This window comes from Xanthomonas sp. LMG 12459, assembly GCF_009192905.1.
GTDB lineage: Bacteria > Pseudomonadota > Gammaproteobacteria > Xanthomonadales > Xanthomonadaceae > Xanthomonas_A > Xanthomonas_A sontii.
In genome coordinates, this window is sequence record NZ_NSGT01000059.1 from 1 (window position 1) to 18121 (window position 18121).

The following is an 18121-nucleotide window of genomic DNA, read 5'->3' on the forward strand; positions in this document are numbered from 1 at the left end:
AGCGTAGTCCGCGGAGTACAACCGCTGCAAAGCGATCCAGTGCGCCGATAAAAAAACAGCTGCTTTTGTGGGTGCGGCTTCAGCCCCGACAGGCGTTATCGGTAAAGCCCGTCGGGGCTGAAGCCCCTCCCACAGTGCAATCGCAACCGCCCAGCACTTGCGGAACATTTCGGGTCCCGATTTGCGGGGTTCTGAATCCCCAATCTCAAGTCCCCAATCCCGGCTTTTTAGCCCCCGCTTCAGCGCGATGCCTCACCAATAAAACAACGCTAACGCTAGCCCTGCAGGAAGCGGCCGCGCATGCAGCCATCCTGTGGGAGGGACTTCAGTCCCGACGCGATAGCGCCGAACGACGCGGCAGATGTTCGGGCACGCGGTCCGCGGCCGATGCGCTGCCTTCCTCCAGGACATCGCCGTCGCTGGAGGCATCGCACACGCGCTTGGTCAGCCGCCCTGGCCGCCGCTCCAGGTATCGCGCAGGGTCACGCTGCGGTTGAACACCGGCGCGTCGGCGCGGTGGTCGTAGCGGTCGGCGACGAAATAGCCGGTGCGCTCGAACTGGAACGCCTGCTCCGGCGCGGCCTGGGCGGCGGCGGGTTCGACGTAGCCGCGCACGCTGCGCTTGGAGTCGGGGTTGAGGTGGTCGCGGTAGGTCTTGCCGTCGGACTCGTCGTCGGGCTTTTCCACCGAGAACAGGCGGTCGTACAGGCGGATCTCCGCCTCCACCGCGTGCGCGGCGCTGACCCAGTGGATGGTGCCCTTGACCTTGCGGTTAGCGCCTTCCATGCCCGGGCGCGATTCCGGGTCGAGCCAGCCGCGCAGTTCCACGATCTCGCCGGCGGCGTTCTTGATCACTTCGTCGACGCGGGCGATGCCGGCGCCGCGCAGACGCACTTCGCCGCCCGGCACCAGCCGCTTCCAGCCTTTAGGCGGGACTTCGGCGAAGTCCTCGCGCTCGATCCACAGCTCGCGCGAGAACGGCACTTCGCGCGTGCCGAAGCTCTCGTCCTTGGGATGGTTGGAGAAGGTCAGGGTTTCGCTGTGGCCCTCGGGCAGGTTGCTCAGCACCAGCTTCAGCGGCTCGATCACCGCCATGCGCCGCGCGGCGTGCGCGTCCAGGTCTTCGCGCAGGCAGCCTTCGAGCACCGAGAAGTCGATCACCGAGTTCTGCTTGCTGATGCCGACGCGGTCGACCAGCAGGCGCAGCGCGGCCGGCGTGTAGCCGCGGCGACGCAGGCCCTGCAGGGTGTACATGCGCGGGTCGTCCCAGCCGTCGACCAGGCCTTCGGCGACGAGTTGGGTCAGCTTGCGCTTGCTCATCACCGTGTAGTTGATGTTGAGCCGCGAGAACTCGATCTGCCGCGGCTTGGCCGCCTCGCGCGACAGGCCCTTGTCCAGCAGCGGCTGCAGCAGTTCCGGGTGGCCGGCCAGGTCGACCTTGTCCACGCACCAGTCGTACAGCGGGCGGTGGTCTTCGAACTCCAGCGTGCACAGCGAGTGGGTGATGCCTTCCACCGCATCGCCCAGCGAATGCGCGAAGTCGTACATCGGGTAGATCGGCCAGGCATTGCCGGTGTTCTGGTGTTCGACGTGCTTGATCCGGTACAGCGCCGGGTCGCGCAGGTTGATGTTGCCGCTGCTCATGTCGATCTTGGCGCGCAGTGTGCGCGCGCCGTCCGGGAACTCGCCGGCGCGCATGCGCCGGAACAGGTCCAGGTTCTCCTCGACGCTGCGGGTGCGGTAGGGCGAGTCGCGGCCCGGCTCGGTGAGGGTGCCGCGGTACTCGCGCACCTGCTCGGCGGAGAGGTCGCAGACGAAGGCGTGGCCGTCGCGGATCAGCTTCTCGGCGGCCAGGTAGTACACCTCGAAATAGTCCGAGGCGTGACGCAGCTCGGCCCAGTCGAAGCCCAGCCAGCGCACGTCGTCCTGGATCGCGGCGACGAATTCGGGATCTTCCTTGGCTGGGTTGGTGTCGTCGAAGCGCAGGTTGCAGCGCCCGCCGAACTCGGCGGCGATGCCGAAGTCCAGGCAGATCGCCTTGGCGTGGCCGATGTGCAGGTAGCCGTTGGGCTCGGGCGGGAAGCGGGTGCGGATGGCCGTGTGCTTGCCGCTGGCCAGGTCCTCGCGGACGATCTGGCGGATGAAGTCTTTCTTCTCGGCCGGGGCGGAGGCGTCGGTGGCGGGGGTGTCGGACATGCGCGCGTCAACAAATTGGGTGCGCAACAGTCTACTCGGGTCAACAAACGTTGACCCTATGTTGACGTTTGTTGACGCTGGGGGCTCGGTTCGGCTGGCTGCGACCGGCGTACCCAGCGTACTCTGCCGATCTCCCTTTGCGAGAACGCGCCATGCCTTTGCTCAGCCTCGTTATCGGCGCCCAGACCCTGTCTGCGAGCGTGCGGCGCGTCTCCCGTGCCGTCGCCAATGTCGCTGTGTACGGCTGAGGGGCCGACCATGCAGATCGCCTATCGCGCCCAGCACCTGATCGATGCGCACCTGGCCAAGCACGCGCTGGAGGACGCCGGCATCACCGCCTTCGTGTTCGGCGAGGCCCTGCTCGGCGGCGCCGGCGAACTGCCGTTCGGCGTGGTCCAGGTCTGCGTGGCCGACGAACTGCTGGAAAGGGCCCAGGAAGTGCTGATGACGCTGGGCCTGGGCGGGCAGGTGACGCGGGCGATGTAGGTTGGGGGCCGGGATTGGGGATTGGCAAAAGCGGGGGGCTGCCGTTGCGAATCCCCAATCCCTAATCCCCAATCCCGGCCGTCAGCCATCCCGGCGGCGCGGCATCCGCCACGGCCAGCGCACGCAGGCGCTTGAACAGCACCACGGTCTCGGCCACGTTCCAGACGCGCAGGGCGACTTCGAAGGTGTCCAGTGGCTTGGTCAGGAAATCCTTGGCGCCCAGGCCGAGGGCGCGGTGGCGGGCGCTGCGGCTGGGGTCGGCGGTGAGTACGATCACCGGCAGGAAGCTGGACGGGCCGGCCAGCCGCGCCAGCTGTTCCAGGATCGCGTAGCCGTCCAGCTCCGGCATCATCAGGTCGAGCAGGAGCATGTCCGGCGCGAACGCCGCGACCAGGCCCAGCACCCGCTGCGGGTCGGTGGTCGCCACCACCTGGCGGAAGCCTTCGCGCTGCAGCAGTTCTTCCAGCAGGCGCACGTTGGCCGGTTCGTCGTCGACGATCAGGATGCGCGCGGCCAGGACATCGTTGCGGGTCATGCGAGGTGTCGGTCCAGAACGGAGAAGAAGTCGGCCACGTCCAGCGGCTTGGTCAGGTAGGCGCGCACCGGCTCGCCTTGCACGCGCGCCAGCGTGGTCGCGGTGGCATCGGCGCTGATCACCACCACCGGGATCGCGGCGGTGTGCGGCTGCGCGCGCAGCGCCTGCAGCAGGTCCTCGCCGTTGCCGTCGCTCAGGTGCAGGTCGAGCAGGATCAGGTCCGGCGTGGCCTGCTGCAGATGCGCGTGCGCCTGCGCCAGGCTGGCGGCCTCGTGCAGGCGCCAGTGCGGGCGGCGCTCGACCAGGGTGCGGATCAGCGCCTGGTTGGACGGGTTGTCCTCCACGCTCAGCAACTGGCGCTGGATCCCGCTCGCCGTCGGCGCCGCCACGGCCGGGTCCGGCAGTGCCGCTGCCTGTGGGCGGTCCAGCGGCAGCGCGATGGTGAAGCGCGATCCGTCCGGGCCGCTGTCCACGGCGATGCGCCCGCCCATCGCCTCGGTCAGGCGCTTGCTCAGCGCCAGGCCCAGGCCGGTGCCCTCGATCGCCGAGCGCTCGGCGCCGAGCCGCTCGAACGGCGTGAACAAGCGTTCCACCTGCGCCGGCGTCAGACCGAGGCCCTGGTCGTGCACGCTCAGCGCCAGGGACTGGCCTTCGGGCACCGCGCTCACCGACACCGCGCCACCCGGACGGTTGAACTTGATCGCGTTGGACAGCAGGTTGATCAGCACCTGGCGCAGCCGCTGCGGGTCGGCGCGCACCGTCCACTCCGGCGGCAACTGCGGTGGCCGCAGCACGATGCCGCGCGCCTGCGCTTCCGGCGCGACCAGGCCCAGCGCCTCTTCCAGTGCGGCATGCACCGGCACCGGGCGTGGGCTAAGGTCGAGCTGATCGGCCTCGATGCGGGCGATGTCCAGCAGTTCGGTGATCAGCCCCAACAGATGCCGGCCGGCGCCGAGGATGTGCTGCAGGTGGTCGCGCTGCGCCGCGCCCGGCAGGTCCATCTCCAGCACCTGCGCATAGCCGAGGATGGCGTTGAGCGGGGTGCGCAGTTCGTGGCTGCTGCGCGAGAGGAATTCGGTCTTGGCGCGGTTGGCGCTCTCGGCCTCGCGGCGCGCCGACTGCGCTTCCTCGGCGCGCGCGGCGAGCAGGGTGCTGGCCTGCTGCAGGCGCTGCGCGACCTGGCCCAGTTCGTCGCCGGCCGGCGGTTGCGGCGCCAGCGGCCGGCCGTCGCCGAGGCGGTCGGCATTGGCCGAGAGCTGGCGCAGGCGCCGCGACAGCGACGAGGCGAACCAGGCCACCGCGAGCACCGCGCCGAGCCCGCCCAGCATCGCCGCGCACAGGGTGATCAGCAGGTTGCGCTGGCGCAGCGCCTGCGCCTTGGCGGTACGCACCTGCAACTGCGCGGTCTCGTAGTTGCGCAGCTCGCGCAGTTCCGCGCGCAGGATGTCGAGGGTGACCTTGCCCTCGCGCAGCTGGCGGATCTCTTCCTCGCGGCTCAGGTCCGGCGCCAGGAGCCGCCGCCAGCCCTGCATCTTCTCCTCGAACAGCGGCTGGATGCGGACGAAGCGCTGCGCCTGGCGCGGGTCGGTGATGCGTTGCGACAGGCGCTGCACCACGGTCTTCAGCCGCGGCTCGGCATCGCGGTACGGGGTCAGGAACGCGTCCTGGCGCACCAGCCGGTAGCCGCGCACGCCAGCGGCGGTCTCGGCCAGCAGCGCATGCGCCTCGTGCAAATCGCTGAGCAACTGCAGGGTGCGGCGCACGTCGTTCTCGGCGGCGATGTTCTGCCGTTCCACGCTGTAGATCGCCACCAGCGCCGCCACCAGCAGCAACAGCGGCAGCGCCACCAGCGCCAGGCTCTTGCGGGTCAGCGGCCAGTCGTTCCAGTGCCGCGCCAGCGCCCTCACAGCGCCACCCCCGCCTGCACTGCGACCACCGCGGCCTGGGTGCGGTCGGCCACCTGCAGCTTGTGCAGGATGCGCTCGACGTGGACCTTGGCGGTGCCGGCGCTGATGCCCAGTTCGGCGCCGAGTGCGGCATTGGTGAGGCCGCGCGAGAGCAGCGCCAGCACCTGCCGCTCGCGCGCGCTGAGCACGGCCAGGCGGTCGGCATGCGCCGGTTTGCGTCGCCGCGGCGCACGCGGCGGTTCGGCCGCCAGCGGTGCCAGCAGCGCGGCGATCGCGGACAGGGCCTGCACGTCTTCCGGCGCCGGGACGGTGCGGGCGTCCCAGCCCAGGCACAGCATGCCCAGCGGCACGCCCAGCGCGGCGATCGGCAGGCACAGTTCGCCGGCCTCGTTGGCGGCCGTGCGGCGCAGGCGCCAGGCATGCGCCGGCGCCTCGACGGCGACGCTGGCGCCCGGCGGCAACGCATCGCCCTGGCTGGCCAGCACCAGGCAGCGGGCGCCCCGCACCGCCAGCACCGCGGCGTGCGGGGCCGCCACCAGGGCACTGGCCGGCACGAGTGCGTGCGCAGCGGCCTGCGCGGCATCGCCGGCCTCGCGCAGCGCCGCCGCGGCGGCGGCCACGGCCTGCCAGCGCGCCGCGTCGGCGGCGTCGCGGCGCAGTGCCTCACGCCACTGGCCTGCATTGGAGGGAGGGTGCACGAGCGCGTCTCCGATATGCCGAACGGCATATTCGAGGATATGCCGCCCAGCGGATGTTGCGCAAGCCGCCGCTGCCGATACTCGCTTCGCCCCGAGACGGCATCCCCTCAGCAAGCGGAGACTTCCCATGCGTCGCATCCTGTTCGCCCTGGCACTGGGCCTGACCACCACCTCCACCGCGCTGGCCGCGCCGGCGATGCATTACGACGGTACGCCGGCGACACCGGCCAGCAGTGCCGAGCGCGAGATCGCCGGCCTGTTCGACCGCTGGAACGCGGCGCTGGCCACCGGCAATCCGCAGCGCGTGGCCGACCTGTACGCCCGCGACGGCGTGCTGCTGCCGACCGTGTCCAACCAGGTGCGCGCCAGCCGCGCCGAGATCGAGGACTACTTCAGCCACTTTCTCGCCGCCAAGCCGCGCGGTGCCATCAACTACCGCCAGGTGCGGCTGCTCGACGACGACAGCGCGGTCGATGCCGGCGTCTACACCTTCACCCTGAACAATCCCGACGGCAGCACCCGCCAGGTGCAGGCGCGCTACACCTTCGTCTACGAAAAGCGCGACGGGCGCTGGCTGATCATCAACCACCACAGCTCGGCGATGCCGGAACCGGTCGCCGCCGCCACGGCCAGCGCCGCAACGAAGTGAACGTCGCGCCTGTCACCGCCGCCGCGGTGGTCGGGCGCACTTGAAAGCGGGCTCCGGCAGCGCCATCCACCTGACATCGCCGTCGCTGCCAGGAGTCCGTGCCATGTTGGGAATCGGTGCCTTCAAGCAGCGCCTGCCGCGCCCGGGCGAGAGCCTGCCGGGACGCGCGCAGCCGCTGCCGCTGCACAACCGCCACTTCGTCAACGGCCATCCGTTGCGCGATGCCTTCGCCGGCCTGGAGCAGGTGCAGTTCGGCCTGGGCTGCTTCTGGGGCGCTGAACGCAAGTTCTGGTCGCTGCCCGGCGTGTTCAGCACCGCGGTCGGCTATGCCGGCGGCGAGACGCCCAATGCCACCTATCGCGAAGTGTGCTCCGGTCAGACCGGTCACACCGAGGCGGTGCTGGTGGCGTTCGACCCGCAGACCGTGCGCTTCGAGCAGTTGCTGCAGACCTTCTGGGAAAGCCACGACCCGACCCAGGGCATGCGCCAGGGCAACGACACCGGCACCCAGTACCGCTCGGCGATCTACTGCACCACCCAGGCCCAGTACGAGGCCGCGCTGGCCAGCCGCGACGCCTACCAGCAGCGCCTGGATGCTGCCGGCTACGGTCCCATCACTACCGAAATCCGCTTCCCGGCGCCGCCGTTCTACTACGCCGAGGACGAGCACCAGCAGTATCTGGCCAAGAACCCGGGTGGCTACTGCGGCCTGGGCGGGACCGGGGTGAGTTGCCCGATCGGACTGGAGGCCTGAAGATCGCATCTGCGCGTCGTTCGCGCAGGATGCTGTCGCCATCGAGGGTCACGGCGACCGCGGGTGACGTCTCGCCGCGAGCCCGTTACTTCGCGGCTCGCGGATCGCGCGTGCTCGCGGCGGCCGGCCGCAGTCGCGCCGCATAGCCGGACAGTTGCAGCGCCTTGCGTGGCGACAGGTCGGCCTGGAGCCGTTCGATCGCCGCGTCGCCGTCACGGCTGCGGCCGAGCGCGTAGTCGGTGCGTGCCAGTTCCAGCGTCGCGCGCTGGCGCACCGTCAGATTGCCGAAGGGATCGAAGAACGAATCCACGCGCGTGCGGTCCTGCACGCCGGTCCAGCCGAACGCCAGTTCGACCGGCGTGTCCTCGGCGAGCCGTGCGTAGCGCCGCCGCGCCTCGGCCGGTGCGATGCGGCCGCTCAGCAGGGCCAGGCGGGTTCGCAACAGCGCCGTTTCGGCGGCCGGCGCGTCGGCGGCGTAGGCAGCCAGGACGCGGCTCATCCACGCCCAGTCGACGTTGACGGTGTCGGCCTGGGTGCCGAGCAGGTTGAAGGCGAGGATCGCCGCGCGCTGCGTCGCGGTGGTGGCGCGCGCGACCGCGTCCGCGGTGGGGCGCCCCAGCGTCGACGGCTGCACCAGCGCGATCGCCGGGTCGTGCGCGAGGATCGCCTCCAGGTCCGGTTTGTGGAAATAGCCCACCACGACCAGCACGGTCTTGCCCGGGTGCGCCAGTGCTGCGGCGCGGATGCGCTGGGCCTGCAGGAAGGTGCGATACAGATACAGGCGCCGCGGCAGGTCCTGGTCGGCGCGCGGCGCCGGGGTTTGCGCCCACTTCCGCACCGCGGCCACGTTCTCGGCCACATCCGCCGCGAAGAAATCGCGCTGCAATGCGGTCTTGTCGGGGAACGACAGGAAGCCCTGGAACCCCTGCTCGCGGCGTAGTTCCAGCGGCGTGTCCAGGTCCACGCCGAAGCCGAGCCTGGCGTCCTCCACCGGCGGCATCCAGTCGATCGGACAGAGGGCGACGGGATGCGCCGCAGCGTACGGCAGGATCACGCCCTGCACCTCGTAGGTGTATTCGTAGTAATCGCCGCGCGCCGCCTGCTCCGGCGGGCGTTCGATACAGATCGCGTCCGGCGCGAGTTGCTCCAGGAACGCCGCTAGCACGCCCGGTTGGTCGCGTTCGGAAACCAGTTGCCCCGCGTGCTCCACGCCCAGGATCGCGACCCGCGTCGGTGCCGGTGTGGCGGCCATGCCGGTGGCGCTGGCGGCGGCCAGCGCCAGCGAAAACAAATAACGCGCCATCCATCCGCGCATGCGCCTTCTCCTGTCGACGTCGTGGAAGCACCCTGCTGGTGCACCTCGGGACGGGCTGCCTGAGTCATGGGCGACCGCAGCGCTGTGCTCAGCCGCTGATGGCGTACCTCACGGTGTGTGACGACAAGTGTAGTCATGTGGCGCCGCCGCCGTCTGCATGACAGGTGGCACTGGTCGCGTTACACGAACTCGGCCGCGAACATCTGCCGCATCTGCGCGATCTGCTCCTCGCGTTCGGGGTGCAGCAGGCGCAGGCATTCCTCGGCGAAACTGACCGGGCTGGTGCCGGGGGCGGTGATCAGCCCGCCAGCGCTGACTACGCGGCGTTCCTGATAATGCGTGCTGCCGGCGTAGACGCCGGCGTGCTCGCGCAGGAAGGCTTCGGAATTGCTGGTGTGCGGGCGGCTATCGAGCAGGCCGGCGTAGGCCAGCGCCAGGGTCGCCCCACAGATCGCCGCCACGCCGCGGCCAGCCTCCAGACGCTGCAGCAGCAGTGCGCTCAGTCCTGGAATCTCGCCGGCCTGCCAGCGGTCGCTGCCGGGCAGCAGCCACAGGTCGGCGTCCAATGGCGCCAGGTCCGACAGCGCATAGGTGGGGTGCAGCTCCAGCCCGCCGATCGAGGTGATGGACTTGCCGTCGATGCTGGCGATCTGGATCGTGTCGCCGAACCAGGCCCGCGCTGCCGGCAGGATGGTGCCGATCTCCCAGTCCGCCACGCCGTCCACCATCACCACTGCGATCGTCGCCATTGCCTTGCCTCTGCACTCGGGCGCGCAGCATAGCCTGGAAGACGTCGCTGCAGCGCCAATACGCATGGCGGCGACCGGGGGCAATGGCCGGGTATGCGAACGCTGCTCGGACGCGCGACGTCGCTTCGATGGATGGTTTGCATGATTCCATGCGCGTTGTGGCCAGGCACGGTGCGCCTGTGCGCGCCGTCGCCAAGGAGCCAATGTGGAATTCCTTGCAACCCAGGCGCGCAAGAGGCATTTTGCAGACAGTGCGGTCGCGCCGGTCTGGTACGGGCGACGGATGATGTAAAGGGGAGGCCGACGACGCTGCGTTTCGTCGATGCCTGTGTCTTCGCCGTGCCGTTCGATGGTTCGTATCTGGAGAAGTAGGTGATGAGCTTTCTCTGTCAGGCCGTCTGCAACAGTTTCGACCTCGCCAACCAGATCACCGACTGAGGAAGCGGCGCGGGAATGAACATCAGCTTCTGGCATCCGCTCGTGAGCGGCATTGGCCAGGGCGAGGCGTACTTCTACACTGGCCTGTACGCGACCAACAACTACGCCAATCCGCCGTCCCCATCCGGTCCGATGGTCGTGTTGCAGGAATACGACTCCAATCAGAACATATGCCTGAGCGCGCCCCTCGGCTTCACCACCGTATGGGAATGCAACGGCAGCGGTCGCCCCTGCAAGCTCGGCATCTACAGCCTGCAAGCGCCGGCCGGATACATCGCGCTCGGGTCGATCGCGGTGGCGGATTTCAATACTCCGCCAACCCTTGTCGACTACCCTGGCCTGATGTGCGTGCGGGAGGAGTTCTGCCAGTTGGTCTCGCTGACCAAGGAAAATCTGATCTGGGACGACAGGGATTCCGGCGCCGACAGCCACGTCCTGGTGTGGCAGCTTCCTTACTCCGGCGCATGTTTCGCGCATAGCTGCGAACCCAGCCAGGGTTATCCGACGACCATACAGACCTTCGACATCATCCTATTGCCCTGACGGGATCCGCTGAAGGCGTGTCAGGGACATAAAAGGAGCGGCGTCGCCGCCGCTCCTCGGGATGATGCAAGGCGTGCGCTGCTCAGCCGATCAATTTGTGCCGGATCGTGTCGCGCAGGGTCTGCAGGTCCTTGGCGAAGGTGTCGATGCCGCCGGCCAGCTTTTCGGTAGCCATCGGATCGGCGGCCAGGTCGGCGGCGAAGCGCTTGGCGTCGATCGGCTCGATCTTGGCGCCGTCGGCTTGGCCGGGCGAGAGCTTGCGCGGCAGCGGGCCGTGGTCGGCGTCGAGCTTTTCCAGCAGGTCCGGCGAGATGGTCAGGCGGTCGCAGCCGGCCAGCGCCTCGATCTGCGCGGTGGAACGGAACGAGGCGCCCATGACCACGGTCTGCGAACCGCGGTGCTGCCAAGTTTCCCCATTCCCTTTTGCCCATTCCCTGCAATAAAAGAATGAGTGCCCATTAATCTCCGATCGGTCTAGTCAAATGCCGCTCGCCTTTGCTGATGCAGGGGCTAGGCTTGATAAGGAGCGCTTCGAGTAGTTCGCGCGCTACAACTCTGGCCAAGTAAAGGCCATGACGAGAAATGCACTTGTCGCTACTCCGCAAAGGGCGCTGACAAGTCGTTTGTGACTGGGTGCCAAGCGATAAGCACTGAGACAGCAAACCAGCACGGATAGAAGAAGCATCACAATCAGGAGTGAAGATTCTGCAGATGGGTACCAACTTTGTGAACATGTAGTGGTGGCTATTCCATAGTTGTCACTCGCTAGGTCGGTCACCCCCTCTATCGACTTTGACGATGGAGGGCATACCTGCAGCAGCAATTGATGGCATAGCCAATACATGCCCGCCATCGATAAGAGGCTGGCAACTACGGCCGGTGCAAGAAGGAGCCAGCGAAGTAGAGGCTTTCCCATGGTCATATTCACGGTCCAGGCGGAAAGGAGCGCATGACTCCTGGATTGGCATAATTCTTCCAATGGAAGTAAGGAACCTTTCCATAGATTCCGCTTATGCCAAGATCGTTGTACCACATGTACTGCGTGGCGCCCGATGTAGCAGTGGAATACTTGTTTGCGAACTGTTCGGCGATCGAGTTCTCTCCCTGCCCTGAGCGGCACCCCATAAATTCAACCGGCTCACCGGGAGTCCAGCCCGCTCCCTCAATAATGTACTTGACACCTTCCACGTCCAGCTTCACAGCAAGACCATCATGGCGCTGGTCGAGAACGCGGTCAGGTCCCATGTGCCCAAACACCCTGGTGACGCCTGGAATGTCAGGAGTCGCCATTGCGCCTTGGTAGAACGGATAGTCGCCAGGGTTGAAGAGGATCACCTTTCTGAGGCCAAGTGGGTCTATGGATGACACCGGATTTTCTTGCACGTAGGCATATGTATTGACGCCGCCTGCGATACCGATTGGATCTGACTGTACGTAACGTGCTGAGACGGGTCCGCCAAACCCGGCGATTAGAATGGCTAGCACGCCCCCTGCGCATTTTAGCTTGTGCATCACCGCCCTCACTGTTGCGTTGCCTTTGCGTGTTGGATGGTTTGTAGGTAGTTCGCATCCTGTGTCTTGGGTGGCATCGTCCAACCAAGCGCCTCGGCCCGATTAAACCAAAGATCGTTACTGCGTTGGAGTGCATCGAAATCCAAACGCTGTTCTGGGGGAATGGCCGCAGGCGACGGATACTTCGCCATGTACTGTTGCATTAACCTGAAGTAGGCGTTGCCCTTCTGTAGCATCGCCGCAATATCCTTGGGGTCGGCCTGCAACGCCAGGTCGGCGATCGCGATGCGTTGCTCCTGACGCTGCTGCTGCCCGTAAAACTCCATCAAGGTACTCAGCATGACTGCGACAGACTCGCGTTTGTTTAGCGGCCGCAAGTAGAGGCGGTTGGCCACGGCCTTCGGCGAGATGTTGGTTTCCTGCTCATAGCTGGCGTTGCTCTTCGTGCCAAAGCTGGTGGCCTCGATGTTGATCCACTGGCCTCGGTCGTTCCGGAACTTCGCCAGGACGTGCTCGGGCGCTGTCGCCAAGGTCATATCCAGTCCCAGCTTCTGGCCCAGAATTACAAGCAGCACCGGCATTGAGACGCAGTTGCCCTTGCGGGTCGTCAGGTAGGTTGAAAGCAGCTTATTGTGGATCGTTTTGCCGAATGGGTCGTTCAGGTCGTAACTGAAAGGGCGATAGTCATTCCACGGCCCGGCCTGGGACAGCGAGCTCACAAGCAATTCCAACTTGGACTGGCTGGTCGCATTCGTCGGAAAACGCGCCTTGATGCGAGTAGTCAGTGTGTCGAGCTGCAGCAGGGTGACAGTGGGGTCAACCTTCGAGTCGATCATGCGGTCGATAGCGAGCTTGGCCTTTGCCAAGTCGATTTCGCTCTCGGGCGTCTGCAGGAGTGCTCGGAGCTCCGTGACCGTGGCGTCCGGTGTTCGTTGCTGGCTCTGACGAGTCGCCGGCTTGGGAGGATCAGCCAAGCTCTCGCCCGATACGCCAAGCATGAGAAACGCTGCAAACAAGAGAAGTGCTGGTCGCATTCCTTTGCCCCCAAGTCCTTTGGTCATCCTAGTCTGGCCAAAGAGGACTGTCTATTGATTGTCAAACCTTATCGACCTCAGCGGATTGAGGAGCAAGTCAACTGACAGGCTATCAGCGTAAGGAATGACGCAAGGTTGGGAGTCAAGGCAAGCGCCGCATGCTCAATGCGCGAATAAAAAAGGAGCGACGTCGCCGCCGCTCCTCGGGATGATGCAAGGCGTGCGCTGCTCAGCCGACCAGCTTGTGCCGGATCGTGTCGCGCAGCGCCTGCAGATCCTTGGCGAAGGTGTCGATGCCGCCGGCCAGCTTTTCGGTAGCCATCGGGTCGGCGGCCAGGTCGGCGGCGAAGCGTTTGGCGTCGATCGGCTCGATCTTGGCGCCGTCGGCCTGGCCTGGCGAGAGCTTGCGCGGCAGCGGGCCGTGGTCGGCGTCGAGCTTCTCCAGCAGGTCCGGCGAGATGGTCAGGCGGTCGCAGCCGGCCAGCGCCTCGATCTGCGCGGTGGAACGGAACGAGGCGCCCATGACCACGGTCTGCGAACCGCGGCGCTTGAACTCGTCGTACACGCCGCGCACGAACTGCACACCCGGGTCCTCGTCGATGGTCGCCGGGGTCTGGCCCTTGGCCACGTACCAGTCGAGGATGCGGCCGACGAAGGGCGAGATCAGGAACACGCCGGCCTCGGCGCAGGCCAGGGCCTGGGTGCGGTTGAAGATCAGGGTCAGGTTGCAGTCGATGCCGTCGCGCTGCAGCTGCCGCGCCGCCTCGATGCCTTCCCAGGTTGCGGCGACCTTGATCAGGATGCGGTCCTTGGGGATGCCGCGCTCGGCGTACATGGCGATGAATTTGTGCGCCTTGGCGATGGTGGCGGCGGTGTCGTGGGCCAGGTCGGCGTCCACTTCGGTGGACACGCGGCCGGGCACCAGCGCGCTGAGCTTGGCGCCGACGCCGATGGTCAGGCGGTCGGCGATCTCGTCGACCAGGGCGGCGTGGTCGCCGTCCTGGCCGCGCGCCCAGGCCAGCGCCTCATCGATCAGATCGGCGTAGACCGGCAGGTCCAGCGCCTTCTTCACCAGGGTCGGATTGGTGGTGCAGTCCACCGGCTTGAGCCGCTTGATCGCGTCATAGTCGCCGGTATCGGCCACGACCACGGACAACTCGCGCAACTGGGCGAGCTTGGAGGGGGCGGAAGAGGTCATCGGTATCTCTCGGAAACGAGTGGGAACAAGGATAGGGCCGCGCACGTTAACGCGCTGCGCGCGCGTTGTCGTCGTCGGCGCGCTGCACCGCGGTCACGCGCAGGCGCAGCGGTCGCCCGCCGGGCGCCTGCCAGTCGATCGACTGGCCCACGGCCAGGCCGAGCAGGGCGCTGCCGACCGGGGCCAGCACCGAGATGCGCGCATGCGCGGCATCGGCTTCGTGCGGATAGACCAGGGTCAGCTGATGGCGTTCGCCGTGCAGTTCGTCTTCGCACTCCACGCGGGAATGCATGGTGACGATGCCAGGGGGGATCTGGTCGGGCGCCATCACGGTGGCGCGGTCGAGTTCTGCGCCCAGCGCTTGCGCGGCCGGGTGCTGGTGCAAGGCAGGGGAGTCGAGCAGGGCTTCCAGGCGCGCGAGGTCGCGGCTGGAGACGATCAACGAGGGCGGCAGGCCGCTGTGGTGTTGCGAGGTCATGGACAGGCTCCGGTTGGATGGCACAACGAACGGAGGCGGCACCGCGCCGCCCCCGTTCCCATTGTGCAAGCAAGCCGGCGCCGATGCGACGTCGCGGCCGGTCGGCCTGTTCAGGCCACCTGGCGCGGCGCCTGGTCCGGCAGCGACGCCTGCGCCGGCAGCGTAAACAGCTCCTCGGGCAGTGCACCGAACAGGTGCGCCAGTTGCTGCAGGAACGCGCCCATCGCCGAACTGCGCCGCCACAGCATGGCGATGCGCCGGCTCGGCCCGCCGTCGGGCGCGAACGGCAGCAGGCGCAGGTTCGGCGGATTGGCCACCGGCGGCTGCACCGCCAGCAGCGGCAGCAGGGTCACACCGACGTTGGCGGCGACCATCTGCCGCAGCGTCTCCAGGCTGGTGGCCTGGAACTCGGCTTTCTCCAGCGCGCCGGACAGGTGGCACACGTCCAGCGCCTGGTCACGCAGGCAGTGCCCGTCCTCGAGCAGCAGCAGGCGTTGCGCGTGCAGTTCGTCCATGGTCAGCGGGGTCGGCCGCCGCGCCAGCGGATGCTGCTCGGGCACCGCCAGCACGAACGGTTCCTCGAACAGGAATTCGGCATGCAATTGCTCGTCGTGCAACGGCAGCGCCAGCAGCGCCGCGTCCAGCCGGCCCTCGCGCAAGCGGGTCAGCAGCACGTCGCTCTTCTCTTCGATCAGCAGCAGTTCCAGCTGCGGGAAGCGCGCGCGGATGCGCGGGATCACATGCGGCAGCAGGTACGGGCCGAGCGTCGGGAAAATGCCCAGGCGCACGGTGCCGGCTTCCGGGTCCTGGCTGCGCCGCGCCGCCTCCTTCATCTGCTCGATCTCGGCGACGATGCCGCGCGCGCGGCTGGCGGCCTCGCGCCCGGCCGGGGTCAGCATGACCTTGCGCGGGGCGCGTTCGACCAGCGGCACGCCCAGTTCGTCCTCGAGCTTCTTGATCTGCGTGGACAGCGTCGGCTGGCTGACGAAGCAGGCCGCGGCGGCGCGTCCGAAATGCTTGTGATCGGCCAGCGCCACCAGGTATTTCAGATCACGCAGGTTCATCAGCGGGTTCCTCGGAACGCAGCGGCGGGAGGTGACGCAGGGTCACAGCATAGAGCGTGTGGCGCACTTGGCGACGAGACAGATGGGCGCGCGCGGTGGAGACCGCACACCCTGGTCCCGCGCCGGCGAAGCGGCGCGGGACGGATGCGGATCAGGCCGCTTCGGCCACGCTGCCGCTGGCGACCGGTGCGCTGTGCCGGATCAGGTGGTCGAACGCGCTCAGCGCCGCCTTGGAGCCTTCGCCCATGGCGATGATGATCTGCTTGTACGGCACCGTGGTCGCGTCACCGGCGGCGAACACACCCGGCAGCGAGGTCTGGCCGCGGTCGTCGACCACGATCTCGCCACGCGGCGACAGCGCCACCGTGCCCTGCAGCCATTCGGTGTTCGGCAGCAGCCCGATCTGCACGAAGATGCCTTCCAGCGCCACGCGATGCACATCGCCGCCGACGCGGTCCTTGTAGACCAGGCCGGTGACCTTCTGGCCGTCGCCCAGCACCTCGGTGCTCTGCGCGTTGACCAGGATGTCGACGTTGCCCAGGCTGCGCAGCTTGCGCTGCAGGACTTCGTCGGCGCGCAGCTTGCTGTCGAACTCGACCAGGGTGACGTGGCTGACGATGCCGGCCAGGTCGATCGCCGCTTCCACGCCGGAGTTGCCGCCGCCGATCACCGCCACGCGCTTGCCCTTGAACAGCGGGCCGTCGCAGTGCGGGCAGTAGGCCACGCCCTTGTTGCGGTACTGGTCTTCGCCGGGCACGTTCATCTGCCGCCAGCGCGCGCCGGTGGACAGGATCACCGTGCGGCTCTTCAGCGACGCGCCGTTGGCCAGCTTGACCTCGACCAGGCCGTCGGCACCGGCCGGCACCAGCTGTTCGGCGCGCTGCAGGTTCATGATGTCCACGTCGTACTGGCGCACGTGCTGCTCCAGCGCCGCGGCCATCTTCGGGCCTTCGGTCTCCTGCACGGAGATGAAGTTCTCGATCGCCATGGTGTCCAGCACCTGGCCGCCGAAGCGCTCGGCCGCCACGCCGGTGCGGATGCCCTTGCGCGCGGCGTAGATCGCCGCTGCCGCGCCGGCCGGGCCGCCGCCGACCACCAGCACGTCGAACGGCGCCTTGGCCGCGATCGCCGCCGCATCGCGCTTGGCCGCGCCGGTGTCGAGCCGGGCCACGATCTGCTCCAGGGTCATGCGGCCCTGGTCGAAGACTTCGCCGTTGAGGTACACGGTGGGCACCGACATGATCTGCCGCGCCTCGACCTCGTCCTGGAACAGCGCGCCGTCGATCGCCACGTGCTGGATGTTCGGATTCAACACCGCGGCCAGGTTCAGCGCCTGCACCACGTCCGGGCAGTTCTGGCAGGACAGCGAGAAATAGGTTTCGAAGCGATACTCGCCGGGCAGGTTGCGCACCTGCTCGATCAGCTCGGCGGTGGCCTTGGACGGATGCCCGCCGACCTGCAGCAGCGCCAGCACCAGCGAGGTGAACTCGTGGCCCATCGGCAGGCCGGCGAAGCGCAGGTGGATGTCGTGGCCGGGGCTGTTCAGCGCGAACGAGGGCGCGCGCTCGCCGCTGTCGCGGTGCACGTCCAGGGTGATCTTGTCCGACAGCAGCACCAGGTCCTCGAGCAGGTCGAGCATCTCGCGCGACTTGGCGCCATCGTCCACCGACGCGGTGATGTGGATGGGCCGGACGACCCGCTCCAGGTAGGCCTTCAACTGGGTTTTCAGATCGGCATCCAACATGGCGGACTCCTGACGTTGGGCAAAGCGAGGGGGAGGCACGCTGCCGGAGCAGCGCGCCGCGAAGAGGGAGGAGGGATGAACCGCAGCCGGCGCCGGCGCGCGATGCCGGCTGCGGTTCACCCCCACCCCCGCCGCGAGGCGGAGATGGGAGCGCGGGCGGCTTAGATCTTGCCGACCAGGTCCAGCGACGGCTTCAGGGTCTTCTCGCCTTCCTTCCACTTGGCCGGGCAGACCTCGCCCGGGTGCGAGGCGACGAACTGCGCGGCCTTGAGCTTGCGCAGGGTCTCGGTGACGTCGCGGGCGATCGCGTTGTCGTGGATCTCGAGGGTCTTGATCACGCCTTCCGGGTTGATCACGAAGGTGCCGCGCAGGGCCAGGCCTTCTTCCTCGATGTGCACGCCGAAGGCGCGGGTCAGCTGGTGGGTCGGGTCGCCGACCAGCGGGAACTGGGCCTTGCCCACCGCCGGGGAGGTCTCGTGCCACACCTTGTGCGAGAAATGGGTGTCGGTGGTGACGATGTAGACCTCGGCGCCGATCTTCTGGAACTCGGCGTAATGCTCGGCGGCGTCTTCCACTTCGGTCGGGCAGTTGAAGGTGAAGGCGGCCGGCATGAAGATCAGCACCGACCACTTGCCCTTCAGGTCCGCGTCGGTGACTTCGATGAATTCGCCATTGCGATAGGCGTTGGCCTTGAACGGCTGGACCTGGGTGTTGATCAAAGACGACATGGAGTTTCCTCGTGGTTGCAATAGGGGTCGGGGGATGGAACGAGGCTCATGATAGGGGGCGCCGATAGATCCCTCAAATCGATTGATGGAATT

At 67.4% G+C, this 18121-nt stretch carries 17 protein-coding genes and 1 pseudogene; 4 read left to right on the top strand and 14 right to left on the bottom strand.

Translation table 11 applies throughout. From position 1 onward, the window contains the following. Window positions 1-444: 444 nt before the first annotated feature. Window positions 445-2196 (bottom strand): glutamine--tRNA ligase/YqeY domain fusion protein, encoded by a 1752-nt coding sequence (locus CEK65_RS13775; RefSeq protein WP_152182096.1) that lies wholly within the window; start codon window positions 2194-2196, stop codon window positions 445-447. 258 nt (window positions 2197-2454) lie between these two features. Here CEK65_RS13775 and CEK65_RS13780 point away from each other — a divergent pair, with 258 nt between their 5' ends. After that, window positions 2455-2682, top strand: a complete 228-nt coding sequence (locus CEK65_RS13780) for a DUF2007 domain-containing protein (RefSeq protein WP_152182097.1) — start codon at window positions 2455-2457, stop codon at window positions 2680-2682. Window positions 2683-2743: 61 nt separating this feature from the next. Here the strand turns inward: CEK65_RS13780 and CEK65_RS13785 are convergent, their stop codons facing one another. Genes CEK65_RS13785 through CEK65_RS13795 form a run of 3 tightly spaced genes read right to left on the bottom strand, consistent with a single transcriptional unit; the run spans window position 2744 to window position 5822 of the window. Next, a complete protein-coding gene (locus CEK65_RS13785) occupies window positions 2744-3217 on the bottom strand; it encodes a response regulator (RefSeq protein WP_152182098.1) in 474 nt (157 codons plus the stop codon). After that, the gene (locus CEK65_RS13790; RefSeq protein WP_152182099.1) at window positions 3214-5124 is read right to left on the bottom strand and encodes an ATP-binding protein; all 1911 of its coding nucleotides are present in this window, start codon (window positions 5122-5124) and stop codon (window positions 3214-3216) included. The genes CEK65_RS13785 and CEK65_RS13790 overlap by 4 nt, the downstream gene beginning before the upstream one ends. Further along, window positions 5121-5822, bottom strand: coding sequence for a helix-turn-helix transcriptional regulator (locus CEK65_RS13795; protein ID WP_152182100.1), 702 nt, complete (start codon window positions 5820-5822; stop codon window positions 5121-5123). The genes CEK65_RS13790 and CEK65_RS13795 overlap by 4 nt, the downstream gene beginning before the upstream one ends. Window positions 5823-5949: 127 nt before the next feature. On the opposite strand from CEK65_RS13795, the gene CEK65_RS13800 reads away from it, so the two are divergent. Both CEK65_RS13800 and msrA read left to right on the top strand, forming a co-directional pair. Next, the gene (locus tag CEK65_RS13800; RefSeq protein ID WP_152182101.1) at window positions 5950-6471 is read left to right on the top strand and encodes an SgcJ/EcaC family oxidoreductase; all 522 of its coding nucleotides are present in this window, start codon (window positions 5950-5952) and stop codon (window positions 6469-6471) included. Between the two features lie 103 nt (window positions 6472-6574). Next, window positions 6575-7225, top strand: a complete 651-nt coding sequence (gene msrA / locus CEK65_RS13805; RefSeq protein WP_150410396.1) for a peptide-methionine (S)-S-oxide reductase MsrA — start codon at window positions 6575-6577, stop codon at window positions 7223-7225. Between the two features lie 85 nt (window positions 7226-7310). Here msrA and CEK65_RS13810 read toward each other — a convergent pair whose 3' ends face one another. Together CEK65_RS13810 and CEK65_RS13815 are read right to left on the bottom strand one after the other, a co-directional pair. Continuing rightward, window positions 7311-8540, bottom strand: coding sequence for a hypothetical protein (locus CEK65_RS13810; RefSeq protein ID WP_152182102.1), 1230 nt, complete (start codon window positions 8538-8540; stop codon window positions 7311-7313). Between the two features lie 179 nt (window positions 8541-8719). Then, window positions 8720-9289, bottom strand: a complete 570-nt coding sequence (locus tag CEK65_RS13815) for a type 1 glutamine amidotransferase family protein (protein ID WP_152182103.1) — start codon at window positions 9287-9289, stop codon at window positions 8720-8722. Window positions 9290-9742: 453 nt separating this feature from the next. Between CEK65_RS13815 and CEK65_RS13820 the strand changes: the two genes are divergently transcribed. Continuing rightward, window positions 9743-10270, top strand: a complete 528-nt coding sequence (locus tag CEK65_RS13820) for a Vps62-related protein (RefSeq protein ID WP_152182104.1) — start codon at window positions 9743-9745, stop codon at window positions 10268-10270. An 82-nt stretch (window positions 10271-10352) separates the two neighbouring features. Here CEK65_RS13820 and CEK65_RS13825 read toward each other — a convergent pair. From CEK65_RS13825 to ahpC, 8 genes and pseudogenes are all read right to left on the bottom strand, one after another. Next, window positions 10353-10676 (bottom strand): annotated as a pseudogene (locus CEK65_RS13825) (transaldolase family protein); the annotation flags it as partial. Window positions 10677-11194: 518 nt separating this feature from the next. Then, window positions 11195-11782 carry an RHS repeat-associated core domain-containing protein gene (locus tag CEK65_RS13830; RefSeq protein ID WP_150410393.1) on the bottom strand — a complete coding sequence of 196 codons (588 nt, stop codon included), beginning with the start codon at window positions 11780-11782 and terminating at the stop codon, window positions 11195-11197. 8 nt (window positions 11783-11790) lie between these two features. Next, window positions 11791-12843, bottom strand: a complete 1053-nt coding sequence (locus CEK65_RS13835; protein ID WP_152182105.1) for a transglutaminase family protein — start codon at window positions 12841-12843, stop codon at window positions 11791-11793. Between the two features lie 202 nt (window positions 12844-13045). Then, complete coding sequence (tal, locus tag CEK65_RS13840; RefSeq protein WP_152182106.1) at window positions 13046-14014, bottom strand: transaldolase; 969 nt, start codon at window positions 14012-14014, stop codon at window positions 13046-13048. A 46-nt stretch (window positions 14015-14060) separates the two neighbouring features. Beyond that, window positions 14061-14492: a nucleoside diphosphate kinase regulator gene (rnk, locus tag CEK65_RS13845; RefSeq protein WP_017915104.1), complete on the bottom strand. Its 432-nt coding sequence runs from the start codon at window positions 14490-14492 to the stop codon at window positions 14061-14063. Between the two features lie 110 nt (window positions 14493-14602). Beyond that, window positions 14603-15556: a LysR substrate-binding domain-containing protein gene (locus tag CEK65_RS13850; protein ID WP_017911310.1), complete on the bottom strand. Its 954-nt coding sequence runs from the start codon at window positions 15554-15556 to the stop codon at window positions 14603-14605. Window positions 15557-15707: 151 nt separating this feature from the next. Further along, window positions 15708-17300 carry an alkyl hydroperoxide reductase subunit F gene (ahpF, locus tag CEK65_RS13855; protein WP_017911311.1) on the bottom strand — a complete coding sequence of 531 codons (1593 nt, stop codon included), beginning with the start codon at window positions 17298-17300 and terminating at the stop codon, window positions 15708-15710. Window positions 17301-17461: 161 nt separating this feature from the next. Next, complete coding sequence (gene ahpC / locus CEK65_RS13860; protein ID WP_010341941.1) at window positions 17462-18028, bottom strand: alkyl hydroperoxide reductase subunit C; 567 nt, start codon at window positions 18026-18028, stop codon at window positions 17462-17464. Window positions 18029-18121: the final 93 nt, after the last annotated feature.